Origin of the sequence: Alysiella filiformis (assembly GCF_014054525.1) — a bacterium.
In the GTDB taxonomy this organism is placed as follows: Bacteria; Pseudomonadota; Gammaproteobacteria; order Burkholderiales; family Neisseriaceae; genus Simonsiella; species Simonsiella filiformis.
Genome location: NZ_CP059564.1, coordinates 1,412,927 through 1,432,486, shown reverse-complemented (window position 1 = coordinate 1,432,486; position 19,560 = coordinate 1,412,927). Strand labels below are relative to the sequence as shown.

At 47.6% G+C, this 19,560-nt stretch carries 17 protein-coding genes and 1 pseudogene; 3 read left to right on the top strand and 15 right to left on the bottom strand.

The window, feature by feature from the left end; genetic code table 11:
• The first annotated feature begins 82 nt into the window (after positions 1-82).
• Together gltX and H3L97_RS07070 are read left to right on the top strand one after the other, a co-directional pair.
• Positions 83-1,477 carry a glutamate--tRNA ligase gene (gltX, locus tag H3L97_RS07075; protein ID WP_097114864.1) on the top strand — a complete coding sequence of 465 codons (1,395 nt, stop codon included), beginning with the start codon at positions 83-85 and terminating at the stop codon, positions 1,475-1,477.
• A 123-nt stretch (positions 1,478-1,600) separates the two neighbouring features.
• On the top strand, positions 1,601-2,038 hold the full coding sequence (locus H3L97_RS07070) for a protein tyrosine phosphatase family protein (RefSeq protein WP_097114863.1): 438 nt from the start codon (positions 1,601-1,603) through the stop codon (positions 2,036-2,038).
• Positions 2,039-2,156: 118 nt separating this feature from the next.
• On the opposite strand, the gene rplT is transcribed toward H3L97_RS07070, so the two are convergent.
• The 7 genes and pseudogenes from rplT to pseC all read right to left on the bottom strand — a co-directional run bounded on the left by rplT (position 2,157) and on the right by pseC (position 8,780).
• Positions 2,157-2,513, bottom strand: a complete 357-nt coding sequence (gene rplT / locus H3L97_RS07065) for a 50S ribosomal protein L20 (protein WP_097114862.1) — start codon at positions 2,511-2,513, stop codon at positions 2,157-2,159.
• Positions 2,514-2,526: 13 nt separating this feature from the next.
• Complete coding sequence (rpmI, locus tag H3L97_RS07060; RefSeq protein WP_002641005.1) at positions 2,527-2,724, bottom strand: 50S ribosomal protein L35; 198 nt, start codon at positions 2,722-2,724, stop codon at positions 2,527-2,529.
• A 138-nt stretch (positions 2,725-2,862) separates the two neighbouring features.
• On the bottom strand, positions 2,863-3,384 hold the full coding sequence (gene infC, locus H3L97_RS07055; RefSeq protein ID WP_097114894.1) for a translation initiation factor IF-3: 522 nt from the start codon (positions 3,382-3,384) through the stop codon (positions 2,863-2,865).
• An 84-nt stretch (positions 3,385-3,468) separates the two neighbouring features.
• The gene (locus H3L97_RS12055) at positions 3,469-3,594 is read right to left on the bottom strand and encodes a hypothetical protein (protein ID WP_257011028.1); all 126 of its coding nucleotides are present in this window, start codon (positions 3,592-3,594) and stop codon (positions 3,469-3,471) included.
• Positions 3,595-3,618: 24 nt separating this feature from the next.
• Positions 3,619-5,376: pseudogene (locus H3L97_RS07050) on the bottom strand (L-lactate permease); the annotation flags it as partial.
• Between the two features lie 469 nt (positions 5,377-5,845).
• Complete coding sequence (locus tag H3L97_RS07045) at positions 5,846-7,555, bottom strand: FMN-binding glutamate synthase family protein (protein ID WP_097114893.1); 1,710 nt, start codon at positions 7,553-7,555, stop codon at positions 5,846-5,848.
• Between the two features lie 70 nt (positions 7,556-7,625).
• Positions 7,626-8,780, bottom strand: coding sequence for a UDP-4-amino-4,6-dideoxy-N-acetyl-beta-L-altrosamine transaminase (gene pseC, locus H3L97_RS07040; protein ID WP_097114859.1), 1,155 nt, complete (start codon positions 8,778-8,780; stop codon positions 7,626-7,628).
• A 30-nt stretch (positions 8,781-8,810) separates the two neighbouring features.
• On the opposite strand from pseC, the gene H3L97_RS07035 reads away from it, so the two are divergent.
• Positions 8,811-9,008 carry a hypothetical protein gene (locus H3L97_RS07035; protein ID WP_143269183.1) on the top strand — a complete coding sequence of 66 codons (198 nt, stop codon included), beginning with the start codon at positions 8,811-8,813 and terminating at the stop codon, positions 9,006-9,008.
• On the opposite strand, the gene recX is transcribed toward H3L97_RS07035, so the two are convergent.
• The 8 genes from recX to parC all read right to left on the bottom strand — a co-directional run bounded on the left by recX (position 8,966) and on the right by parC (position 19,410).
• Entirely contained in the window at positions 8,966-9,430 is a 465-nt protein-coding gene (gene recX, locus H3L97_RS07030; protein WP_097114858.1) for a recombination regulator RecX, read from the bottom strand. The two genes, H3L97_RS07035 and recX, sit on opposite strands and share 43 nt — an antisense overlap.
• The gene (locus H3L97_RS07025; RefSeq protein WP_097114857.1) at positions 9,420-10,124 is read right to left on the bottom strand and encodes a phosphoglycolate phosphatase; all 705 of its coding nucleotides are present in this window, start codon (positions 10,122-10,124) and stop codon (positions 9,420-9,422) included. The genes recX and H3L97_RS07025 overlap by 11 nt, the downstream gene beginning before the upstream one ends.
• Before the next feature lie 583 nt (positions 10,125-10,707).
• Positions 10,708-11,568, bottom strand: coding sequence for a transporter substrate-binding domain-containing protein (locus H3L97_RS07020; RefSeq protein ID WP_097114789.1), 861 nt, complete (start codon positions 11,566-11,568; stop codon positions 10,708-10,710).
• A 205-nt stretch (positions 11,569-11,773) separates the two neighbouring features.
• Complete coding sequence (gene purB, locus H3L97_RS07015; protein ID WP_097114790.1) at positions 11,774-13,144, bottom strand: adenylosuccinate lyase; 1,371 nt, start codon at positions 13,142-13,144, stop codon at positions 11,774-11,776.
• 35 nt (positions 13,145-13,179) lie between these two features.
• Complete coding sequence (locus H3L97_RS07010; RefSeq protein ID WP_097114791.1) at positions 13,180-13,761, bottom strand: Uma2 family endonuclease; 582 nt, start codon at positions 13,759-13,761, stop codon at positions 13,180-13,182.
• Between the two features lie 33 nt (positions 13,762-13,794).
• On the bottom strand, positions 13,795-15,492 hold the full coding sequence (locus H3L97_RS07005) for a sigma-54-dependent transcriptional regulator (protein ID WP_097114792.1): 1,698 nt from the start codon (positions 15,490-15,492) through the stop codon (positions 13,795-13,797).
• Positions 15,485-17,131, bottom strand: coding sequence for an ATP-binding protein (locus H3L97_RS07000; RefSeq protein WP_097114793.1), 1,647 nt, complete (start codon positions 17,129-17,131; stop codon positions 15,485-15,487). Before H3L97_RS07000 ends, H3L97_RS07005 begins: the two co-directional genes overlap by 8 nt.
• Positions 17,128-19,410, bottom strand: a complete 2,283-nt coding sequence (parC, locus tag H3L97_RS06995) for a DNA topoisomerase IV subunit A (protein WP_097114794.1) — start codon at positions 19,408-19,410, stop codon at positions 17,128-17,130. Before parC ends, H3L97_RS07000 begins: the two co-directional genes overlap by 4 nt.
• Positions 19,411-19,560: the final 150 nt, after the last annotated feature.

The following is a 19,560-nucleotide window of genomic DNA, read 5'->3' as shown; positions in this document are numbered from 1 at the left end:
TTTCAGGCAGCCTGAAACCCCATTTTACTGCGTTTTTTTGTTAAAATAGCGCGTTTTAAAAACCCATTGGAAAAACAAAATCATGACCGTTAAAACCCGTTTCGCACCCAGCCCCACAGGTTATTTGCACATTGGCGGCGTGCGCACCGCCTTGTATTCATGGGCATTTGCCAAACACCACGGCGGCGAATTTTTGCTCCGCATTGAAGACACCGATTTGGAACGCTCCACCCAAGAATCCACCGAAATCATTTTACACGGTATGGATTGGGTGGGCTTGCACGCCGATAATTCAGGCAGCATTGTTTTCCAATCGCAAAACTTTGACCGCTACAAAATCCTGATTCAACAATTACTTGAATCGGGACACGCCTACCGTTGCTATTGTTCCAAAGAAGAACTCGCCCAAATGCGCGAAAAAGCCGAACGCGAAGGCACCGCCACCTACGACCGCCGTTGGCGACCCGAAAACGGCAAAACCCTGCCTGAAATCCCCAGCGATATTGAACCCGTTATCCGTTTCAAAAACCCCATTGATGGCGTAACCGCTTGGCAAGACAGCGTAAAAGGCGAAATCAGCATTCCCAATGCCGCGCTGGACGATTTGATTATCGCCCGAGCAGACGGCACGCCCACCTACAATTTCTGCGTGGTGGTGGACGACATGGACATGGGCATTACCCACGTCATTCGCGGCGATGACCATGTGAACAACACACCCAAACAAATCAATATTTTCAAAGCCTTGGGCGCAACACCACCCGTTTACGCCCACCTGCCCATGATTTTGAACGAACAAGGCAAAAAAATCTCCAAACGCAGTGGCGACACCGTAGCCATCACCGAATACGATGAAATGGGGATTTTGCCCGAAGCCATGTTGAACTATTTGGCACGATTGGGTTGGGCGCATGGCGATGATGAATTTTTTACCATGAATCAATTCATTGAATGGTTTGATTTAAAAGACGTTTCAGCCAGCCCCAGCCGCATGGACGGCAAAAAATTGCTGTGGATTAACGCCGAACACATCAAAGCCGCCGACAATCAACGTTTGGCAAATTTAATTGAAAACCGTTTGCAAAACAAAGGAATCAATCTTTCAGGCAGCCTGAAACTGGCAGACGTGATTGCCCTCGTCAAAGACCGCGCCCAAGATTTGAACGCACTGGCAAACGAATGCGCCTATTTCTACCAAAAAGCCACGCCCGATGAAGCCGATGTGGCAAAACATTGGAACGATGAAGCCGCCGCGCGCATGCAGCGTTTTGCCGAAAAATTGGCGCAACTTGATGATTGGACAAGCGAAAACATTCACGCCCTGTTCAAACCCTTTTGCGATGAAGAAGGCATCAAAATGGGACAACTCGGTATGCCCCTGCGTTTGGCGGTGTGCGGCACAGCCAAAACCCCCAGCGTGGACGCGGTGTTAGCCCTGTTGGGCAAAGAAGAAGTTTTGCGCCGTTTACGCGCCTAAACTTTTGTTATATCAAACAAAAATCAAAAAAGCGATTTTTTGGCAATAGCCGATTGGATTTATTGCCAAAAATCGCTAAAATACCACTTTCAACACACAAAACCTTTCAAAAGGATAACATCAATGAGCATTGAAAAAATTGCCGACTACCTGTACGTTTCGCGTCAATTAAACGAACGTACCGCAAAACAAGTTGCACAATATGAAATCAAAACAGTAATTTGCAATCGCCCAGACGGAGAAGAAGAAAACCAACCCAGCTTTGAAACCGTAAAAGCATGGCTCAACGCGGCAGGCATTGAAAAAGTCGTGTACATGCCCACCACCATGGAAAGCATGACAGACGCACAATTAAAAGAATTTCAAGACACCGTAGCCCAATCGCCCGCCCCCATTTTGGCGTATTGCCGTTCGGGTACACGCTCCGCCATGTTGTGGGCGTTGAACCAAGCCAAACGTGGTGTAGAAGTGAACAGCTTGATTCGCGCCGCAGATTTGGCAGGCATTGATTTGAGCAAAATGCGCGATAAATTGGAAGCCGTATCGCCCAAGAAAAAATAATTGAAACACACACACCCAAATTGGTACACCCATTTTGGGTGTTGTTTCATTTTCAGGCTGCCTGAAAACAAAAAAAGAGACAACCCCGAAAGATTGTCTCTTTATTTTATTTTTGGGATTAAGCCAAAGCAGCTTTGGCTTTTTCAACCAATTGAGCGAAAGCGGCTTTATCAAATACAGCCAAATCAGCCAATACTTTGCGGTCAAGCGCAATGGCAGCGCGTTTCAAACCGTTCATGAATTTGCTGTATGACAAGCCGTGCTGACGCGCACCTGCATTGATACGGGTAATCCACAATTGACGGAATTGGCGTTTGCGCTGACGGCGGTCGCGGTAAGCATATTGACCAGCTTTCATCACCGCTTGTTTGGCGATGCGATAGACGTTTTTACGGCGACCACGATAGCCTTTGGCTAACGCAATGACTTTTTTATGACGAGCACGAGCGGTAACACCGCGTTTTACGCGTGGCATAGTTTAACTCCTTTTAAGCGTAGGGCAACATTTTGGCAACAGAAGCCAAATCACGTTCATGCACCATAGAAGTGCCGCGCAACTGGCGTTTGTTTTTGGTGGTTTTTTTGGTCAAGATATGGCGTTTGAACGCATGAGCGCGTTTTACACCACCGTTGCCCAAGACTTTAAAGCGTTTTTTCGCGCTTGATTTGGTTTTCATTTTTGGCATGAGAAAACTCCAATGATTGTTAGATAAGGCATCGGGAGATTGTGAACAATACTTAAAACCCGAAACCACGCTTTTTCGCTGCTCAATAAAACACTTTCCTGACGCAGCGTTGAATCAGGAAAGCGCAAGATTATAGCTTTATTTTTTCTTTGGCGCAACCATCATGACCATTTGGCGACCTTCCATTTTGGGGAATTGTTCCACTTGCCCCTCTTCTGCCAATTCGTCTTTGATGCGTTCCAACAGGCGCGCGCCCAATTCTTGGTGCGCCATTTCGCGTCCACGAAAGCGTAAAGTGATTTTCACTTTGTCGCCATCTTCTAAAAATTCGCGGATTTTGCGCATTTTGATGTTGTAGTCGCCATCGTCCGTACCAGGGCGGAATTTGATTTCCTTGATTTGGACTTGCTTTTGTTTTTTCTTGGCTTCATCGCGTTTTTTGGATTGTTCGTATTTGTATTTACCAAAATCCATCAATTTGCAAACGGGTGGTTTGGCGGTGGGGGAAATTTCAACCAAATCCACATCTTGCTCTTCTGCCATGGCCAATGCTTCTTTTAAGCTCACAACGCCGAGTTGTTCGCCTTCTCCACTGATTAAACGCACTTCTTTGGCGGTAATTTCGCCGTTGATTCGTGCTTCGCGTTCTTGCTGTGCGATGATACATCTCCTAAAAAGGTTGGGGAAATTCAAGTTTGCCAAAACAAACTTGCTTTAAAAAATTTTTACAAATTTTACTCGTTTTCAGGCTGCCTGAAAAGTGTAATGCGCTGAAATTTGTGCCTGACGTGGCATTTTTTCGGATTTTTTGCGACAAAATGGGCTTTCAGGCTGCCTGAATGTGCCAACGCGCCCCAATATGTGCATCATGGGGCGCGTTGCGTTTGCTCAAAATTATGATTTATTGGGCGAAGTTTTGGTCATCACAAACAGGAACAACAATGGCCAAATAATCGCGCCTATCCAGAATAGCGGATTTTCCAAAATCGCCATACCGATTAAGCCAGCCTGAATCACATAGTAAGTCATGGCAACAATGGTTTTGCGGATAATCAAACCTTCACGATTGACCATACCCACCACCGCGCAGGCAGCCACCACATTGTGTACGGCAATCATATTGCCTGCCGCACCACCAACTGCTTGCAAGGCAACCACATAAGCTGCCATGGTGCCGTCCAAACCAATTTGTGTGGCGGTACTGAATTGGAAGTGCGAGAACATCATGTTGCTGACGGTGTTGGAACCCGCAATAAATGCACCCAAAGAGCCAATCCAAGGCGAAACCATAGGCCAAGTATCTTCAAACACGCTGGCTGCACCACGCGCCAAAACTTGCGGCATTGCCAATAATTGATTGGCAGCATCGGGCGCAGACGCAGAGTTGATGAACACCTGCACCATAGGCACAGAGAACAACAACGCAGGTGCGGCTGCCAACATGGTTTTGGCAGAATCCGACCAACTTTGTTTCACTTTATCGCCTTTCATGCTGAAAATCCAAATGCACAAAATGGACACCAGCAACAACACGCTACCTGGCGAATAGAGTAATTGGGTTTTATTGGTGATTTTGGTACCAAACAATTCGGCAAAGGTAATCACAACATTGCTGTTTAACCATGCTTTCAAAGGTGCAACGGTGCGCGTGATAATCAAAATGCCAATCACAATTAAATAGGGCGAGAAAGCACGGAACAAACCGATTTTTTTCGCGCTGCTGTCGTCCACACCATCGCTGGGTGGTGGCAAAGTACCCAACCATTCTTGCTCCCAAGAATCGCGTTTGCCAAAATCAAAATTTTCTTTTGGTATCAAGAATTTGGCTTTGGCAGCAGTAACCACAATCGCCAAGCCAATCACGCTGCCCAACAAAGAGGGCAATTCGGGTCCGATGAAACGCGCAGTCAGCATATAAGGCACGGTAAATGCCAAACCTGCAAAAATCGCAAAGGGTGCGGCTTTTAAACCTTCGGCAAAAGAGCGTTTTTCGCCAAAAAAGCGTGTTAAGAAACCACACAAAATCAGGGGAATCAAAGTACCCACAATGCCGTGAATCAAACCCACATTGCCGCCAATTTGAATCAAATAATCAGGCAACTGCATGGGGGCAATGGCGGCGGCAACGTCTTCTTTGTTGCTCAAACCTGTGTTCACGCCAATCAAAATGGGCGTACCCACCGCACCATAAGACACGGGTGTGGATTGGATAATCAAAATCGCCATAACGCAAGCCATGGCGGGGAATCCCAATGCCAACAACAAAGGCGCACCCACGGCAGATGGGGTACCCCAGCCTGTTGAGCCTTCAATCAGCGAACCAAACAGCCATGCAACAATAATCATTTGCACGCGGCGGTCGGGGGAAATGTCCATAAAGCCTTGGCGAATCACGGAAATTGCGCCACTCACTTTTAAGGTATTCAACAGCAAAACCGCGCTGAACACGATGTACAACACGCCAACTGCGGTTAAAACGCCATTAACGGAGGCAGCCGCCACCATCACGGTGGGGGCTTGCCAAACAAATAATGCCAGTAATGCGGTTGCCACATAGGCAATGGGCATGGCAACTTTTGCTGGCAAACGCATGATAACCAGCAATAAAAATACCACCGCAATGGGCAGCAATGCCAATAATGTATACATAAAATCAAATCCTTGAAGTCAAGATAACTGAAATGAAATTGTTGTGTTATCAATCACAAGTATTTTTGTTCCGCAAAATAAATGCGATTGATAATTGACTTATTTTTACACAGTTTAATCAAAATTACAACCGACAACACATGAATCATATCAATGATTTATATTGTATACAGAATGGAGGTTGGAAAATATGCAAAGGGAAAATCACGGCTTTCAGGCTGGAACACCTGCGAAACTCGGTTCGCAAGGGCAGATTTCATATCTGCCTTATTTGGACTTACAGAAATTTTTATTTTATCAATAAATTAAAAAAGAGGCGGATATCAAATCCGCCCCTATGTCAGTTTAAAATTAGGCTTCGCAAAGTTTTCAGGCTGCCTGAAATGTTTTTTGAAACGCAAACCGTTCAACGTTCATGTCTTTGGCTTGCTTTTGCAAAAAGAAAGTCAGTCGCCGAAAGCAAAACCGTTTTTTAATGGCTGTATGCACCACGCAAGGCTTGATTGCGTTTGTTTTCGGTGGCGATGATTTCATCGGCAATGCCCATGGCTTGAAAGCTGTCGGGGTCGGCGAGTTTCCACATGTCGTCCAAGATTTTGCGTTCGCAATTTCCTGTGAGCAACGAGCCTGCGCTGATGAATTGATAATGCTCCGACAACAATTTAATCCAACCGTCAGGCTGCCTGCGGACGATGTGGTGCGGTTTCAACTGGCTGGGGTGCGACAAACCTGCGCTGCCCACAATGTCTGCCAATGCCTTTAAGGTATTGTTGTGGAAATTGCGGACGCGAGCGGATTTATCAGGCACATCAAGGGCTTTTTGACGTGCTGGGTCTTGGGTTGCCACACCTGTTGGGCATTTGTTGGTGTGGCAGGAACGCGATTGAATGCAGCCCACGGCAAACATGAATCCGCGCGCGGAATTGCACCAATCTGCGCCCAAACTCATCATTTTGGCGATGTCAAAACCGCTAATCAATTTGCCGCTTACGCCCACTTTGATTTTGTCGCGTATGCCTGCACCCACCAGCGTGTTTTGCACAAAAATCAATGCGTCCACCAAAGGCATGCCCACGCTGTCCATAAATTCAACAGGGGCTGCGCCTGTGCCGCCTTCTGCGCCATCAACCACGATGAAGTCGGGGTAATTGTCTTCTTCAATCATGGCTTTCACAATCGCCATAAATTCCCACGGCATACCAATGCACAATTTGAAACCAACGGGTTTGCCGCCCGAAAGTTCGCGCAATTTTTGCCAAAAACGCACCAATTCACGCGGTGTGGCAAATTCGGGGTGGGTGGCTGGCGAAATGCAATCTTGTCCCATTGGAATATCGCGGGTTTGGGCGATTTCTATCGTGATTTTGGACGCGGGCAACACGCCGCCTTTACCTGGTTTTGCGCCTTGCGACAATTTGATTTCAATCATTTTCACTTGGTCTAGGCTGGCGCGTTGTTTGAAGGTTTCAGGGTTAAAGCGTCCGTTCTCATCGCGGCAACCAAAATAGGCGGTGCCGAGTTCCCAAATCAAATCGCCACCGTGTTTTTGATGATAGGGGCTGATGCTGCCTTCGCCTGTGTCGTGGGCAAAACCGCCTTCTTTTGCGCCTTTGTTGAGGGCTTCAATGGCGGCGGCGGAAAGTGCGCCAAAACTCATCGCGGAAATGTTGAACACGGATAAATCGTAGGGTTTCAGGCAGCGTTCGTTGCCCACGCGCACGCAAAATTTGTGGTTGTCAATTTTGCGGCTGTTGCCCGAATGCAAAAACCATTCGCTGCCTGTTTGGTTCAAATCTTTCAGGCTGCCAAAGGCGTTGGTGCTGTCCAAATCTTTGGCGCGTTGATACACCAGCGAGCGTTGTTGGCGCGAAAAGGGGACTTCTTCTTTATCGTCTTCCAAAAAATATTGGCGGATTTCGGGGCGGAAATTTTCCAATAAAAAGCGTATGTGTCCGCCAATGGGGTAATTGCGTAAAATGGCGCGGCGTTTTTGGGTGATGTCGTGTATGCCCAAAGCGGTAAAAGCGATGGCAATAATGGCTAACCACCAGATTTTAAACACCAATGAAATGGGAATCAGCGCAATAAACAGCCAAAACAAGCCAAAACGCGGCACGACCAAAAAGCCATAATTGGCGGATTGTGTGTTGCTGGGTTTGGGATAGTGGGGTTGTTCAGACATGGTGTGTTCCTTTGTGTCATTTACAAACATTATTGTACGTTATTTTGCCAAAATGTGTGAGAAAGCGATTTCAGGCTGCCTGCAAAGCCTGTTTCAAAATCTCAACCACTTGTTTTTGTTGTTCATTGCTCAAATCAAAATAAAGCGGCAAACTGATTGCGCCTGCATAATAATCTTCTGCATTCGGAAAATCGCCTGCCTGAAAACCAAAACGTTCGCGGTAATGCGGTTGCGTATGCACGGGTATGTAATGCACGTTCACGCCCACGCCATTTTGTCGCAAATCATCAAAGATGAACTTGCGTTTTTCAGGCTGCACCCAAATCGGATACAAATGCAAAGCCGAACGGTTTTCAGGCTGCCTGAACGGTAAAACCACAGGCAAATTTGCCAATAAATCATCATATTGTGCGGCAAGCTGATGGCGGCGCGACACGAATTCGTCCAAACGCCGCATTTGGCTCACGCCCAAAGCTGCTTGCATTTCGGTCATGCGGTAATTGTAGCCCAAATCCACTTGTTGATAATACCAATCGCCATGTGTTTTTCCTTGCATTTCATCAGCTTGGCGTGTGATGCCGTGCGAGCGCAGTTGCGCCATTTTGTTTGCCAAATGCACATCGCGGGTAGTCGCCACGCCCCCTTCGGCAGTGGTGATGATTTTCACAGGGTGGAAACTGAACACGGTAATGTCGCTGAATTGGCAGTTGCCCACCTTGCCATTTTGGTGGCTTGCGCCAATGGCATGGGACGCATCTTCAATGATTTTGAAACCATATTCTTTTGATAATGCGTGGATTTTTGCCATATCGCAAGGCTCGCCACAAAAATGCACAGGCACCACAATTTTCGGCAGTCTGCCTGAAACTTTCGCAGCAGCCAGTTTTTCAGCCAGCTTTTCGGGGCAAAGATTGCGCGTTTTGGGGTCAATGTCCACAAAATCCACGCTGGCACCGCAATACAGGGCGCAGTTGGCAGAGGCGACAAAGGTAATGGGACTCGTCCACAGCACATCGCCCTGCCCCAAACCCAAAGCCAAACACGCCAAATGCAAGGCAGATGTGGCACTGTTGCTGGCAACGGCATGGGGTACGCCGCAATATTCGGCAATTTTTTGTTCAAATTCAGGCACTTTACTGCCTTGCGTCAAATAATCGGAACGCAAAACTTCGGTAACTGCCGCAATGTCTTCTTCAGAAATGTTTTGTTTGCCGTAGGGTATCATGTTGTTTTTCTTTTCAAATTAAATGGATAAATGATTTTCAGGCTGCCTGAAAATGCTTGCCGCAATTTCGTTCCCTCTCCCTATGGGAGAGGGTTAGGGAGAGGGAAAGCCGTTGAAATTTTGGTACATTTTACCCTCTCCCCAGCCCTCTCCCACGGGGAGAGGGAGCAGGATTGTGGCAACCGTCAAATACCATCATCAAGCCAAGCCTGTTTTAAGGCTGCCTGAACCGTGTCCATGCCAAATCCGCGATACAGCATAAAACGCATTTGTTTTTGTTTTTCGGCGATATTTTGTGCAGGCTGCCTGAATTTTTTGCGCAACACTTCACAGGCATTGTGCAATTCGCTTTCCGAATCGGGCAAATGTTCGGCAATGATGTCGCGGCTCACGCCTTTTGCCGCCAATTCTTGTTGCAAACGCAAACGCCCGTGTTTGGCACTTTTGCCACGCACCCACATTTCGGTAAAGCGTTCATCGGATTGCCAATTTTTGTTGGCAAATTCGTCCAACACGCGCGTCAATTCGGTTTCATCTTGCGCGTGGGGCGCGAGTTTGCGTTGCAATTCCAAGCGGCTCATTTCGCGGCGCGACATCATTTCCATTGCCCGAACGCGCAGGCTTTTTTCGGTATGGGGTTTATCGCTCATTTTGTTTTTGCAAACGCAGTTGTTCGTAGATTTCAGGCAGGCTGTCCACCCACGCATTGGGTTGTGTGTCGGGATTTTGATTCAATTCAGATACATCGCCATAACCAAACGTTACCCCCACCACAGGGCTGCCTGCCGCTTTGGCGCACAAAATGTCGTTGAGCGAATCGCCCACCATCAGCACATTTTGCGGTGCAACGCCCAGCACATCGGCAATGTGCAACAAAGGTTCGGCGGCAGGTTTGCGTTCAGGCAGCGTATCGCCACCCACAATCATGCTGAAATAGCCGTCCAAAGCCAAATCTTGCAACAATTTAACCGCCAATTTTTCACTTTTATTGGTCAGCACCGCCAAAGGCAAACCCAAACTTTTCAACAAACCCAAACCCGTTTCGGTTTGTGGATAAGGGCGCGTGGCATTGGCAATGTTCAAATGATAATGGCGCACAAATTCACTGAAACCGCGTTCCCACAAACTTTGTTCGGCTTGACCGTGGTGGTCGGCGGTAATGGCGCGGTGTACCAGCACGCCCACGCCATCGCCCACATAGCTTTGCACCACATCTTGCGGCAAAGGGTCAAACCCCAAAGCCGCACGCATGGCATTGGCAGAAGCCGCCAAATCGGGAACGGAATCGCATAAAGTGCCGTCTAAATCAAACACCACGGCATGAATGGGAGCGGGAATGGGCATATTTTTGTCCTTTAAAAAATTGGGGAAAGGGGTTTTCAGGCAGCCTGAAACTTTTGCAAAACTCAATTCGTAGGGGCAGATTTCATATCTGCCCTTTTTTCAATTTATTGATAACGCGATTTCGGGATAAAAGTGATTAATCAATTTAAGTCACTTTGCTCCCTCTCCCTGTGGGAGAGGGCTGGGGAGAGGGTATGCTGCTCAACAAGCCCTCTCTCCAACTCTCTCCCATAGGGAGAGTTTGTTGGCAAATTGACAGTGACTTATCCCGAGTTCACATTATTGATAAAAATAAAAATTTCTGCAATTCTAAACAGGGTAGATGTGAAAAACGATAAAAATGATTTGGCTGCCTGTAATCTATCCCCTCCCCCGTCTGGCGGGGGAGGGTTAGGGTGGGGGTGGCTCGTTGCGTTTCTAACCCCCACCCCAGCCCTCCCCCTTTCATAGGGGGAGGGGGTAGATTCATGGCGACATCAAAAATTGTCGTGTAAAGCCACACCAAACCCCATTATAGCCCCAAAAACACCAAAAAGGCTGCCTGAACCACATTTCAGACAGCCTTCGCGCTCAAATTATCCGCTTACTTCGCCGCATTCGCGGTGGGCAAAGATTGATTCCACTTGTTCAAAATCTTTTCATATTCGCCATTGGCTTTGATGTTTGCCAAGCCTTTGTTGATTTTGCCCAACAAATCCTTATTGCCTTTTTTCACCGCATAAACAATGTCCGAACCGCGACCTGCTGGCAAGTTTTGCGACACAAACTTGATGTTATGGTCTTTAAAAGTGGGACTAGCTATATAATATTGCAACACGGTTGAATCCGCCACCACCACTTGCGCGTTGCCCTTGGCAACTTCTTGCAAAGCCAAGAAAACCGAATCACGAATCACCAGTTGTTCTTTCTTCACTTTATAGCGTTCAGGCAAATCCACGCTGGAATCTTCCGTATTGGAAATGGCGATTTTGGCTTGCGTTGCCCAGTCTTTCAAATCAAACTTGGCAGGTTCAAGTGCCGCAATGCGGTATGGCGTGTGATAATAGCTGTCGCTCAAATCCGCAGCAGCCAAACTTTCATCGGTTTCACTCACCGCGCTAACCACCACATCAGCCGTGTCGTTTGCCAGAGTTTTGAAAATGCCTTCCCAATCATGCGGCACAAATTGCACATTGTAGCCCTGATTGCGCGCCACCGCCGTAAACAAATCCACGTCCAAACCTTCAATTTGACCATTTTTGTCTTTGGAAGCAAAGGGGGGATAAGTCGCGTCCGTAACCACACGCAAAGTGGGCAAATTGGCATTTTGAGCCACCACGCTGGCTGCAACAGGCTCGCTGGCAACGGGTGCAGCATGGGTTTGCTCATTTTTTGGCGCGTCATCAGCACACGCCGCCAACATGATGGCGGTTGCCAAAATCGTCAATGTTTTCTTAAAAGCCATTGAAAAGTCCTTTTCTTAAAATGTGAATGGTTCTCAATTTAAGCAAAATGGCATGTGATTGTTTCAGGCAGCCTGAAAAAAAAATCCAACGTATGCCAATGCTTACGTTGGATTATGGCGGATAATGCCCCACCTTACAAGTGCAATCAAACAAAAAATGGATTTTTGTTACATATTATGCAAATAAAATGTAAGAATATTTCACTCAAATGCGCTTTGCCAATTCGCTCGCCTTGCCAACATAAAGCGCAGGCGTTAAAGCCAACAAATCCGCTTTTGCCGAATCAGGAATTGCCAAACCATTGATAAATTGACGCAAACTTTCAGGCGTGATGCCATCTTTGCCGCGCGTCAAATCTTTCAACTGCTCGTAAGCATTCGGCACAGCATAACGGCGCATAACCGTTTGAATCGGCTCGGCCAACAATTCCCAAGTCGCGTCCAAATCCGCCAACAAAGCCGCAGGATTGGCTTCCAACTTGTCCAAACCACGCAAATGCGCCACCCAACCCAAAACCGCATAGCCCACACCCACGCCCATGTTTCGCAAAACCGTGCTGTCGGTCAAATCGCGTTGCCAACGTGAAATGGGCAATTTTTCCGCCAAAAAGCCCAACACCGCGTTTGCCATGCCCAAATTACCTTCGGAATTTTCAAAATCAATCGGATTGACCTTGTGCGGCATGGTGGAACTGCCCACTTCGCCAGCCTTAACCTTTTGTTTGAAATAGCCCAATGAAATATAGCCCCACACATCGCGGTTGAAATCAATCAAAATCGTGTTGATGCGGCTGATGGTTTGGAAAAATTCCGCCATATAATCATGCGGTTCAATCTGAATCGTGTAGGGATTAAACGTCAAGCCCAAACTTTGTTCCACAAACAAGCGGCAATGGGTTTCCCAATCCACATCGGGATAAGCCACCATGTGCGCGTTGTAATTGCCCACCGCGCCATTGATTTTCCCCAAAAATTCCTGTTGATTCAATGCCTTGATTTGGCGATTCAAGCGATACAACACATTGGCAATTTCCTTGCCCAAAGTGGTGGGCGTGGCTGGCTGACCGTGCGTGCGCGACATCATGGGGACATCTGCCAAATCGTGTGCCATTTTTTGCAATTTTTGCTGAATTTCGGCCAATTTCGGCAAAATCACTTCATCTTTTGCCTGTTTCAACATCAGCGCGTGCGACAAATTGTTGATGTCTTCCGAAGTGCAAGCAAAATGAATAAATTCATTGACTTTTTGAATTTCAGCATTGTTTTCAAAGCGTTTTTTCAGCCAATATTCAATGGCTTTCACATCGTGATTGGTGGTGGCTTCAATCGCTTTCACTTCGGCGGCGTGTTCCAAATTGAAATTTGCCATCACATTTTGGATTTCAGCCAGCGTTTCATTTGAAAATTCAGGCACTTCGGCAATGTTTGGCTCGCGCGACAAAGCCACCAGCCACGCTAATTCCACACGCACACGCGCTTTCATCAAACCGTATTCGGAAAAAATGGGACGCAAATTCTCTACCGATTTGGCGTAGCGTCCGTCTAATGGGGAAAGGGCTGAAATGGGGTTAATCATTTGTTTTTCCTATATTATTTAACATAAAAATGCTTTCAGGCTGCCTGAAAATGTTTTTTCTCGGGGAAAACCACATCGGCATAAATTTCCGCGACCATAATTGCAAAATCAATGCTTTTTAATTCAATTAAATCATCGGATTGTGAATAAGTTTGCGCTTTCCAATCATCAACACGGCGATACACCGTTACCGCCATAAAATCTTGTTCCACCAACACATATTCTTGTAATGATGGGATTTTTTGATAATCGCGCAATTTAATGGTTAAGTCGGTCTCGCGTGTGCTTTCGGATAAAACTTCAATAATCACAATGGGTTGTGTGGCGGTGTATTTATCGTCTTGCTTGCCGCAATCCACAATCACATCAGGCAGATAGTAATTTTGCCCCACCTTGATTTTCTGCGTTTCCATGTACACCATGCAAGATGTGCCTTTCAAATGCAGGCGAAACGGCACATAAAAATTGCCTGCAATCACATTGTGCGATTTGGACGCATTGCCCATCGCCCAAATTTCGCCATTGATGTATTCGTATTTCACATCAGGCAGTTGCGAATAATGTGCCAAATATTCGTGTTCGCTGATAACGGTGTTTTCTTGCAATAAAGCGTGCATGATTTTTCCTTTCAGGCTGCCTGAAAACACGGTTTACTCAATCGCCAAACGGTCCAAACGATAACGCATACTGCGGAAACTAATCCCCAATACTTTCGCGGCTTGGGTGCGATTATAACGTGTGTATTCAAGGGCTTGTTGCAAAATTTGGCGTTCCACATCGTCCAAATAATCTTGCAGTTGCGTGTGTCCCATTTGGAAATTGGGCAAACCTGTTGCCGCGAGCCCTTCGGTAAGCGGAAATTGCTCCGCGTCCAAGCTCATGGGCTGATGATTGATTTGCAAATCTTCCACATCAATGGTGTTGTTGTTGGCAAGGGCAACGGCGCGTTCCAAAATGTTTTCCAATTCGCGGAAGTTACCAGGGTAGCCATAGTGCAACAATGCGTCTCGGGCAGAGGCGGTCATGCGTATGCCTGTGCCGTGGTGTTTGTGCAGCAAATGCACAATCAGGCGTTCCAAATCTTCGTGCATTTCACGCAAGGGTGGCATTTTCAGCGTAACCACATTCAGGCGGTAAAACAAGTCTTGGCGGAACGCACCGCTTTCCACCAAATTTTCCAGATTTTTGTGGGTGGCGGAAATGATGCGCACGTCCACTTTCACTTCTTGGGCATCGCCAATTCTGCGAACGGCTTTTTCTTGAATCGCGCGGAGCAATTTCACTTGCATTGCCAAGGGCAAATCCGCCACTTCGTCCAAAAACAATGTGCCACCGTGGGCGTGTTGGAAAAAACCCAAACGGTCTTGGTCTGCGCCTGTAAAGCTGCCTTTTTTGTAGCCGAAAAATTCGCTTTCCATCAAATTTTCGGGAATCGCGCCACAGTTTACGGCAATAAAAGGCTTGTCGGCACGGCTGGACAATTCGTGTATGCTGCGCGCGGCTTGTTCCTTACCCGAACCGCTTTCGCCCGAAATGTAAACGGGGACATTGCTGTCGGCAAGTTTGCGAATCAAACGGCGCACTTCTTCAATTTGCTGCGAACTGCCCAAAATGCGCGGTACGTCATTATCGCGTTTCAGGCTGCCTGAAACTTTGGGGGCGGCAGTTGGCACAATGGGGGTTTCGGCAACAGGGGCAACCGCCGCCACGCTTGCCACGCGCCGTTTTTCCATGCTGGGCGCAACGGCATTGGGCAGGGTAATGTTGTCCACAATTTTTTGCGGCACAACTTGGCTGATGGTGGGCTTATTTTTTTCGCTTAATGTGTTTTCCACATCAGCCCATTCGTTTTGTCCCCATGTGCTGTCGGTGGGTTTGCTCACAACGGGTGCGGCGGCAACGCTTTTTGGGGCTGCCTGAACGGGTGGTGGCGCAATGGGCGCATTTTGGTTTTCATCTTGCACTTTCACGGCAGATTTAACCAAAGTACGCAACTGTGCCAACGTAATCGGTTTTTGCAAATAATCAAACGCGCCAATTTTCAAGGCTTGCACGGCTTGGTCGGCATTGCCAAAGGCGGTAATCAAGGCGGTAATCACGGCAACGGGGGTATCCATATTGTTGCTCATGATGTGTTCCACCACTTCCAAACCCGAGCCATCGGGCATACGCATATCGGTCAGCACCAGTGAATATTTGTTTTCATTTAATTTTTTTTTGGCGATATTCACGCCTTCGGCGGTATCCACGCTCAGCCCCATTTTCATTAGGGTGATTTCCATTAAATCGCGAATATCGGCTTCATCGTCCACCACCAAAATGGGGCGATTCAGGCTGCTTCTAGTCATAGTGATTGGCTCTCGGTAAAATGATTTCAAATGCTTTTTTATCGGGCAAATAGCGCAAATCGCCCTTATTGGCATGGGCTAATTCACGCGCCACATACAAGCCCAAACCCGTTCCCTTGGCATGGGCTTGGGTGGTGTAAAACGGCTCAAACAAATGCGGAATGATTTCAACTGGCACACCGCCGCCATCGTCTTGCACCACCAAAGAAACTTGATGTGGATTGATGTTTTGTGCCACCACTTTGATGGCATTTTTGGCATTTTTGCTGCAATGTCGCCACGCATTGTTACACAAATTCCACAAAATTTGTTGCAAGTGCATGGGGTCAAACACCACTTGGGTTTGCATGGGAAAACTGGATTTTAAACAATCATCGGCATCAGGCTGGGTTAAAATGAACTCCTGCCTGAAACTTTTCCAAAATTCGCCCAAATGAATGTTTTCACGATTGACGCGGTCGCTTTTGTTTAACATGGAAACGTCTTCAATCATTTTATCAATGCGGGCGATGTTGTTGTCAATCATATTGGTCAAACGCTGCAAAATCAGGTCATCGGTCACATCATACGTTTCCATAATCAAACCATTGGCTTGACGCATGGCAGAAAGCGGATTGCGAATTTCATGTGCCAAATTTGCCGTCAGCAAACCCAACGATGCCAGTTTGACCGATTGCGCTTCCATTTGCAATTCGCGTTCGGCACGAATAAACAAAATCAGCAATTCGCCTTCTATTTGAATCACGGGAATGCCACGCACGCTCATGTCGTTGTCGTGTATCATCACGCGGGTTTCAAACGTACGGTTGGGAAAACCACGCCAACGCCGCACCAAATCTTGCACCGCCATAAAGGGATAGCCTATGCGTACATCGGCAAAATATTCATTGGCTTTGCGGTTGCACAGCCAGATTTTGCAATGCCTGTCCACCACCAACACGGCTTCTTGAACTTGGTTCAACACCACTTTATTTAAGGCACTCACGCGCTCAAAGGCGGTACGGTGGCGTTGGACGGATTCGCCTGCGCTGCTCAAATAGCTGGCTGAAAATGAACTCGCCCACGAAATGCCATAACACGCCACACACAGCATACCCGTACGCGCCACCATGGGCAAATACAACCATTTATCTTTATAATCAAATGGATAATATTCCAGCAACATCACAATCAACACCAGCAAACAGGCATAACCTGAATACAGCATCCAATATCGCCCATAATTGAGCAAACACGCCACCACCAAAAATGGCAAAATCAAAATGCCAAATCCCGATGCAATGCCGTCTAGCAAATACATGAGCCATGCTATCATGGTGATGTCTATCACGCTGCTGGCATTGGGCAAGTCGCTGTTTTTTTGGATTTGCCATTCTGGATAGACGATGGTCAGATAAATCACACAACCATACACGCCAAACCACACATACATGCCCACATTTTTGATGCTAATCAGTTGATTGGGCAGTTGTGAAATGTCCCTTTCGCCCAAATTGGCTTGCGATAGGGCGTAAAAAACCATGAGCGCGAAAAAAATCGTCAATCGCGCCAAATTCGCAAAACCGATGACGCGCTTGATTTGTTCGTCCCAATCTTGCCCCGTGGCGGCGGCAAGGCGTTTTTTTAAATTGACTATCATGTTTCGCTCGCCAAAATGCGTTTCAGGCTGCCTGAAAATTCAAGCACCATGCCTTTGCGACCGCGTTTGTTTTCCACATCGGCAATGTTCAGGGTTTGGGTGTGGATTTTGCCACGCGCGCCCACCGTTTCCAGCACACATTCAGGCTGCGAAATCACATTGCACCCAAGTAAACGGTCGCCATCTTGCAAAGCCATCAACTGCAAACCGCGCCCTTTTGCCATGATTTTCATCTCGGCAATGGGAAACGCCAATAAGCGTTTTTCGGCACTTGCCAGCACCACTTTGCAATCGGGATTGATGAGTGCAGAACGGTACACTTTCACAGGCGGCAAGGTGGTTTCGCCCGTATCCAAATTCATCACGGCTTTGCCTGCTTTCAGGCGCGTGTGCAAATCTTCCAATTTGGCGATGAAACCGTATCCGCCTGAATGGGCAAGCAAATAATGCTCATCGGGGCTGCCTGAAAGCAGCGACACCACACTCGCGCCATTTTGCAAATCAATCAAAGAGGCAATCGGCACACCATCGCCGCGCCCTTTGGGAATTTCGGCAGGGTCTAGGCTGTAACTGCGCCCCAAGCTGTCCCACACCAGCACGGTTTGCACGGTGCGTGTGGGCAAAACCTGTTGCAAATCATCGCCTTCTTTAAATGCGATTTGCGACAAATCCACATCATGCCCAGCCCTTGCGCGTAACCAGCCTTTTTGCGACAAAATCAGCGTAATTGGCTCATCGGCGGTGCTTTGCGTGAGCGTGGCGCGTTCGGCAACTTCCACCAAAGTGCGGCGTGGGTCGCCAAATTGTTTCATATCGGATTGCAATTCTTTGATGATGAGCTTTTTTTTCTCATTTTCATCGCCCAAAAGCGTGTTCAGGCTGCCTGATTCTTCGCGCAATTCCTTCAATTCGCTTTCCAGCTTAAAGCCTTCCAAACGTGCCAGTTGGCGCAAGCGGATTTCCAAAATGTCTTCGGCTTGCATTTCGGTCAGCTTAAATTGTTGGATTAAGTCCTGTTTGGGTTCGTCCGATTCGCGTATCACTTTGATGACCTTATCAATGTGCAAAAACGCGGTGTGTCGCCCTTCCAAAATGTGAATGCGCTTTTGCACCGCCGCCAAACGGTGCTGCAAACGGCGCGTTACCGTCATCACGCGGTAGTCAAGCCATTCTTGCAAAATGGTTTTCAGATTTTTTTGCGCGGGGCGATTGTCCAAGCCCATCATCACCAAATTGACCGACACATTGCCTTCCAAACTGGTTTGCGCCATCAGGGTATTGATGAATAAATCGGTTTCGGTTTTGCTGGATTTGGGTTCAAACACAAGGCGTACAGGCTGCTCGCCATCGCTTTCATCGCGGACTTTTTCCAGCAAATCCAACATCAATTTTTTGGTATTAAGTTGTTCTTGGGTCAGATTTTTTTTGCCTGTTTTGACTTTGGGATTGGTTTGCTCTTCAATTTCCGCCAAAATTTTTGCCGAAGAGGTGTTGGGCGGCAATTCGGTAACAATCACACGCCATTGCCCACGCGCCAATTTTTCCACTTCATAACGCGCCCGAACGCGCAGGCTGCCTTTGCCCGTTTCGTAGATTTGACGCAAATCTTTGGGCGATGAAATGATGTGTCCACCGCCAGCAAAATCGGGCGCAGGGACAAGAGCCATCAAATCATCAATTTGCAAATCGGGCTTTTTGAGCAGCGCAATGGCAGCCTGCGTGATTTCATTCAAATTGTGAGAGGGGATTTCGGTTGCCATGCCCACCGCAATGCCACTCGCGCCATTGAGCAAAACCATGGGCAAACGCGCTGGCAAGGAAACGGGTTCTTCAAACGCACCGTCATAATTGGGGACAAAATCCACCGTCCCCTGCCCCATTTCAGACAGCAACAATTCGGCAATGGGTGTGAGTCGCGCTTCGGTGTAGCGCATGGCTGCTGCGCCATCGCCATCGCGTGAACCAAAATTGCCCACGCCGTCAATAAGCGGATAGCGTAAGGTGAAATCTTGCGCCATGCGCACCATGGCTTCATAGGCGGAGCTGTCGCCATGAGGGTGGTATTTACCCAAAATTTCGCCCACCACACGCGCCGATTTCACAGGTTTTGCGCCTTGCGTTAAGCCCATGTCTTTCATGGCATACAAAATGCGGCGTTGCACGGGTTTTTGACCGTCTTGCACGGCTGGCAGGGCGCGACCTTTGACCACGCTCATGGCGTATTCCAAATAGGCGCGTTCGGCATAGGGGGCTAAATCTAGGGTATCGGCAGCGTTCATTTTTGATGACAATCAATAAAAATGCGGCATTTTAATGGAAATTCAGGCTGCCTGAAAGTGAATTGCGGTTTCAGGCAGCCTAAAAAAAGGGATTGCGAAATTGATTCAGAACAATAAACCTTAACACAATACCAAATCAAATTGACACAA

Coding starts and splice junctions, on each gene's coding strand:
- gltX (WP_097114864.1), top strand. CDS start 83: ATGACCGTTAAAACCCGTTTCGCACCCAGCCCCACAGGTTATTTGCAC.
- H3L97_RS07070 (WP_097114863.1), top strand. CDS start 1,601: ATGAGCATTGAAAAAATTGCCGACTACCTGTACGTTTCGCGTCAATTA.
- rplT (WP_097114862.1), bottom strand. CDS start 2,513: ATGCCACGCGTAAAACGCGGTGTTACCGCTCGTGCTCGTCATAAAAAA.
- rpmI (WP_002641005.1), bottom strand. CDS start 2,724: ATGCCAAAAATGAAAACCAAATCAAGCGCGAAAAAACGCTTTAAAGTC.
- H3L97_RS12055 (WP_257011028.1), bottom strand. CDS start 3,594: ATGATGCACATATTGGGGCGCGTTGGCACATTCAGGCAGCCTGAAAGC.
- H3L97_RS07045 (WP_097114893.1), bottom strand. CDS start 7,555: ATGTCTGAACAACCCCACTATCCCAAACCCAGCAACACACAATCCGCC.
- pseC (WP_097114859.1), bottom strand. CDS start 8,780: ATGATACCCTACGGCAAACAAAACATTTCTGAAGAAGACATTGCGGCA.
- H3L97_RS07035 (WP_143269183.1), top strand. CDS start 8,811: ATGATTTTCAGGCTGCCTGAAAATGCTTGCCGCAATTTCGTTCCCTCT.
- recX (WP_097114858.1), bottom strand. CDS start 9,430: ATGAGCGATAAACCCCATACCGAAAAAAGCCTGCGCGTTCGGGCAATG.
- H3L97_RS07025 (WP_097114857.1), bottom strand. CDS start 10,124: ATGCCCATTCCCGCTCCCATTCATGCCGTGGTGTTTGATTTAGACGGC.
- H3L97_RS07020 (WP_097114789.1), bottom strand. CDS start 11,568: ATGGCTTTTAAGAAAACATTGACGATTTTGGCAACCGCCATCATGTTG.
- purB (WP_097114790.1), bottom strand. CDS start 13,144: ATGATTAACCCCATTTCAGCCCTTTCCCCATTAGACGGACGCTACGCC.
- H3L97_RS07010 (WP_097114791.1), bottom strand. CDS start 13,761: ATGCACGCTTTATTGCAAGAAAACACCGTTATCAGCGAACACGAATAT.
- H3L97_RS07005 (WP_097114792.1), bottom strand. CDS start 15,492: ATGACTAGAAGCAGCCTGAATCGCCCCATTTTGGTGGTGGACGATGAA.
- H3L97_RS07000 (WP_097114793.1), bottom strand. CDS start 17,131: ATGATAGTCAATTTAAAAAAACGCCTTGCCGCCGCCACGGGGCAAGAT.
- parC (WP_097114794.1), bottom strand. CDS start 19,410: ATGAACGCTGCCGATACCCTAGATTTAGCCCCCTATGCCGAACGCGCC.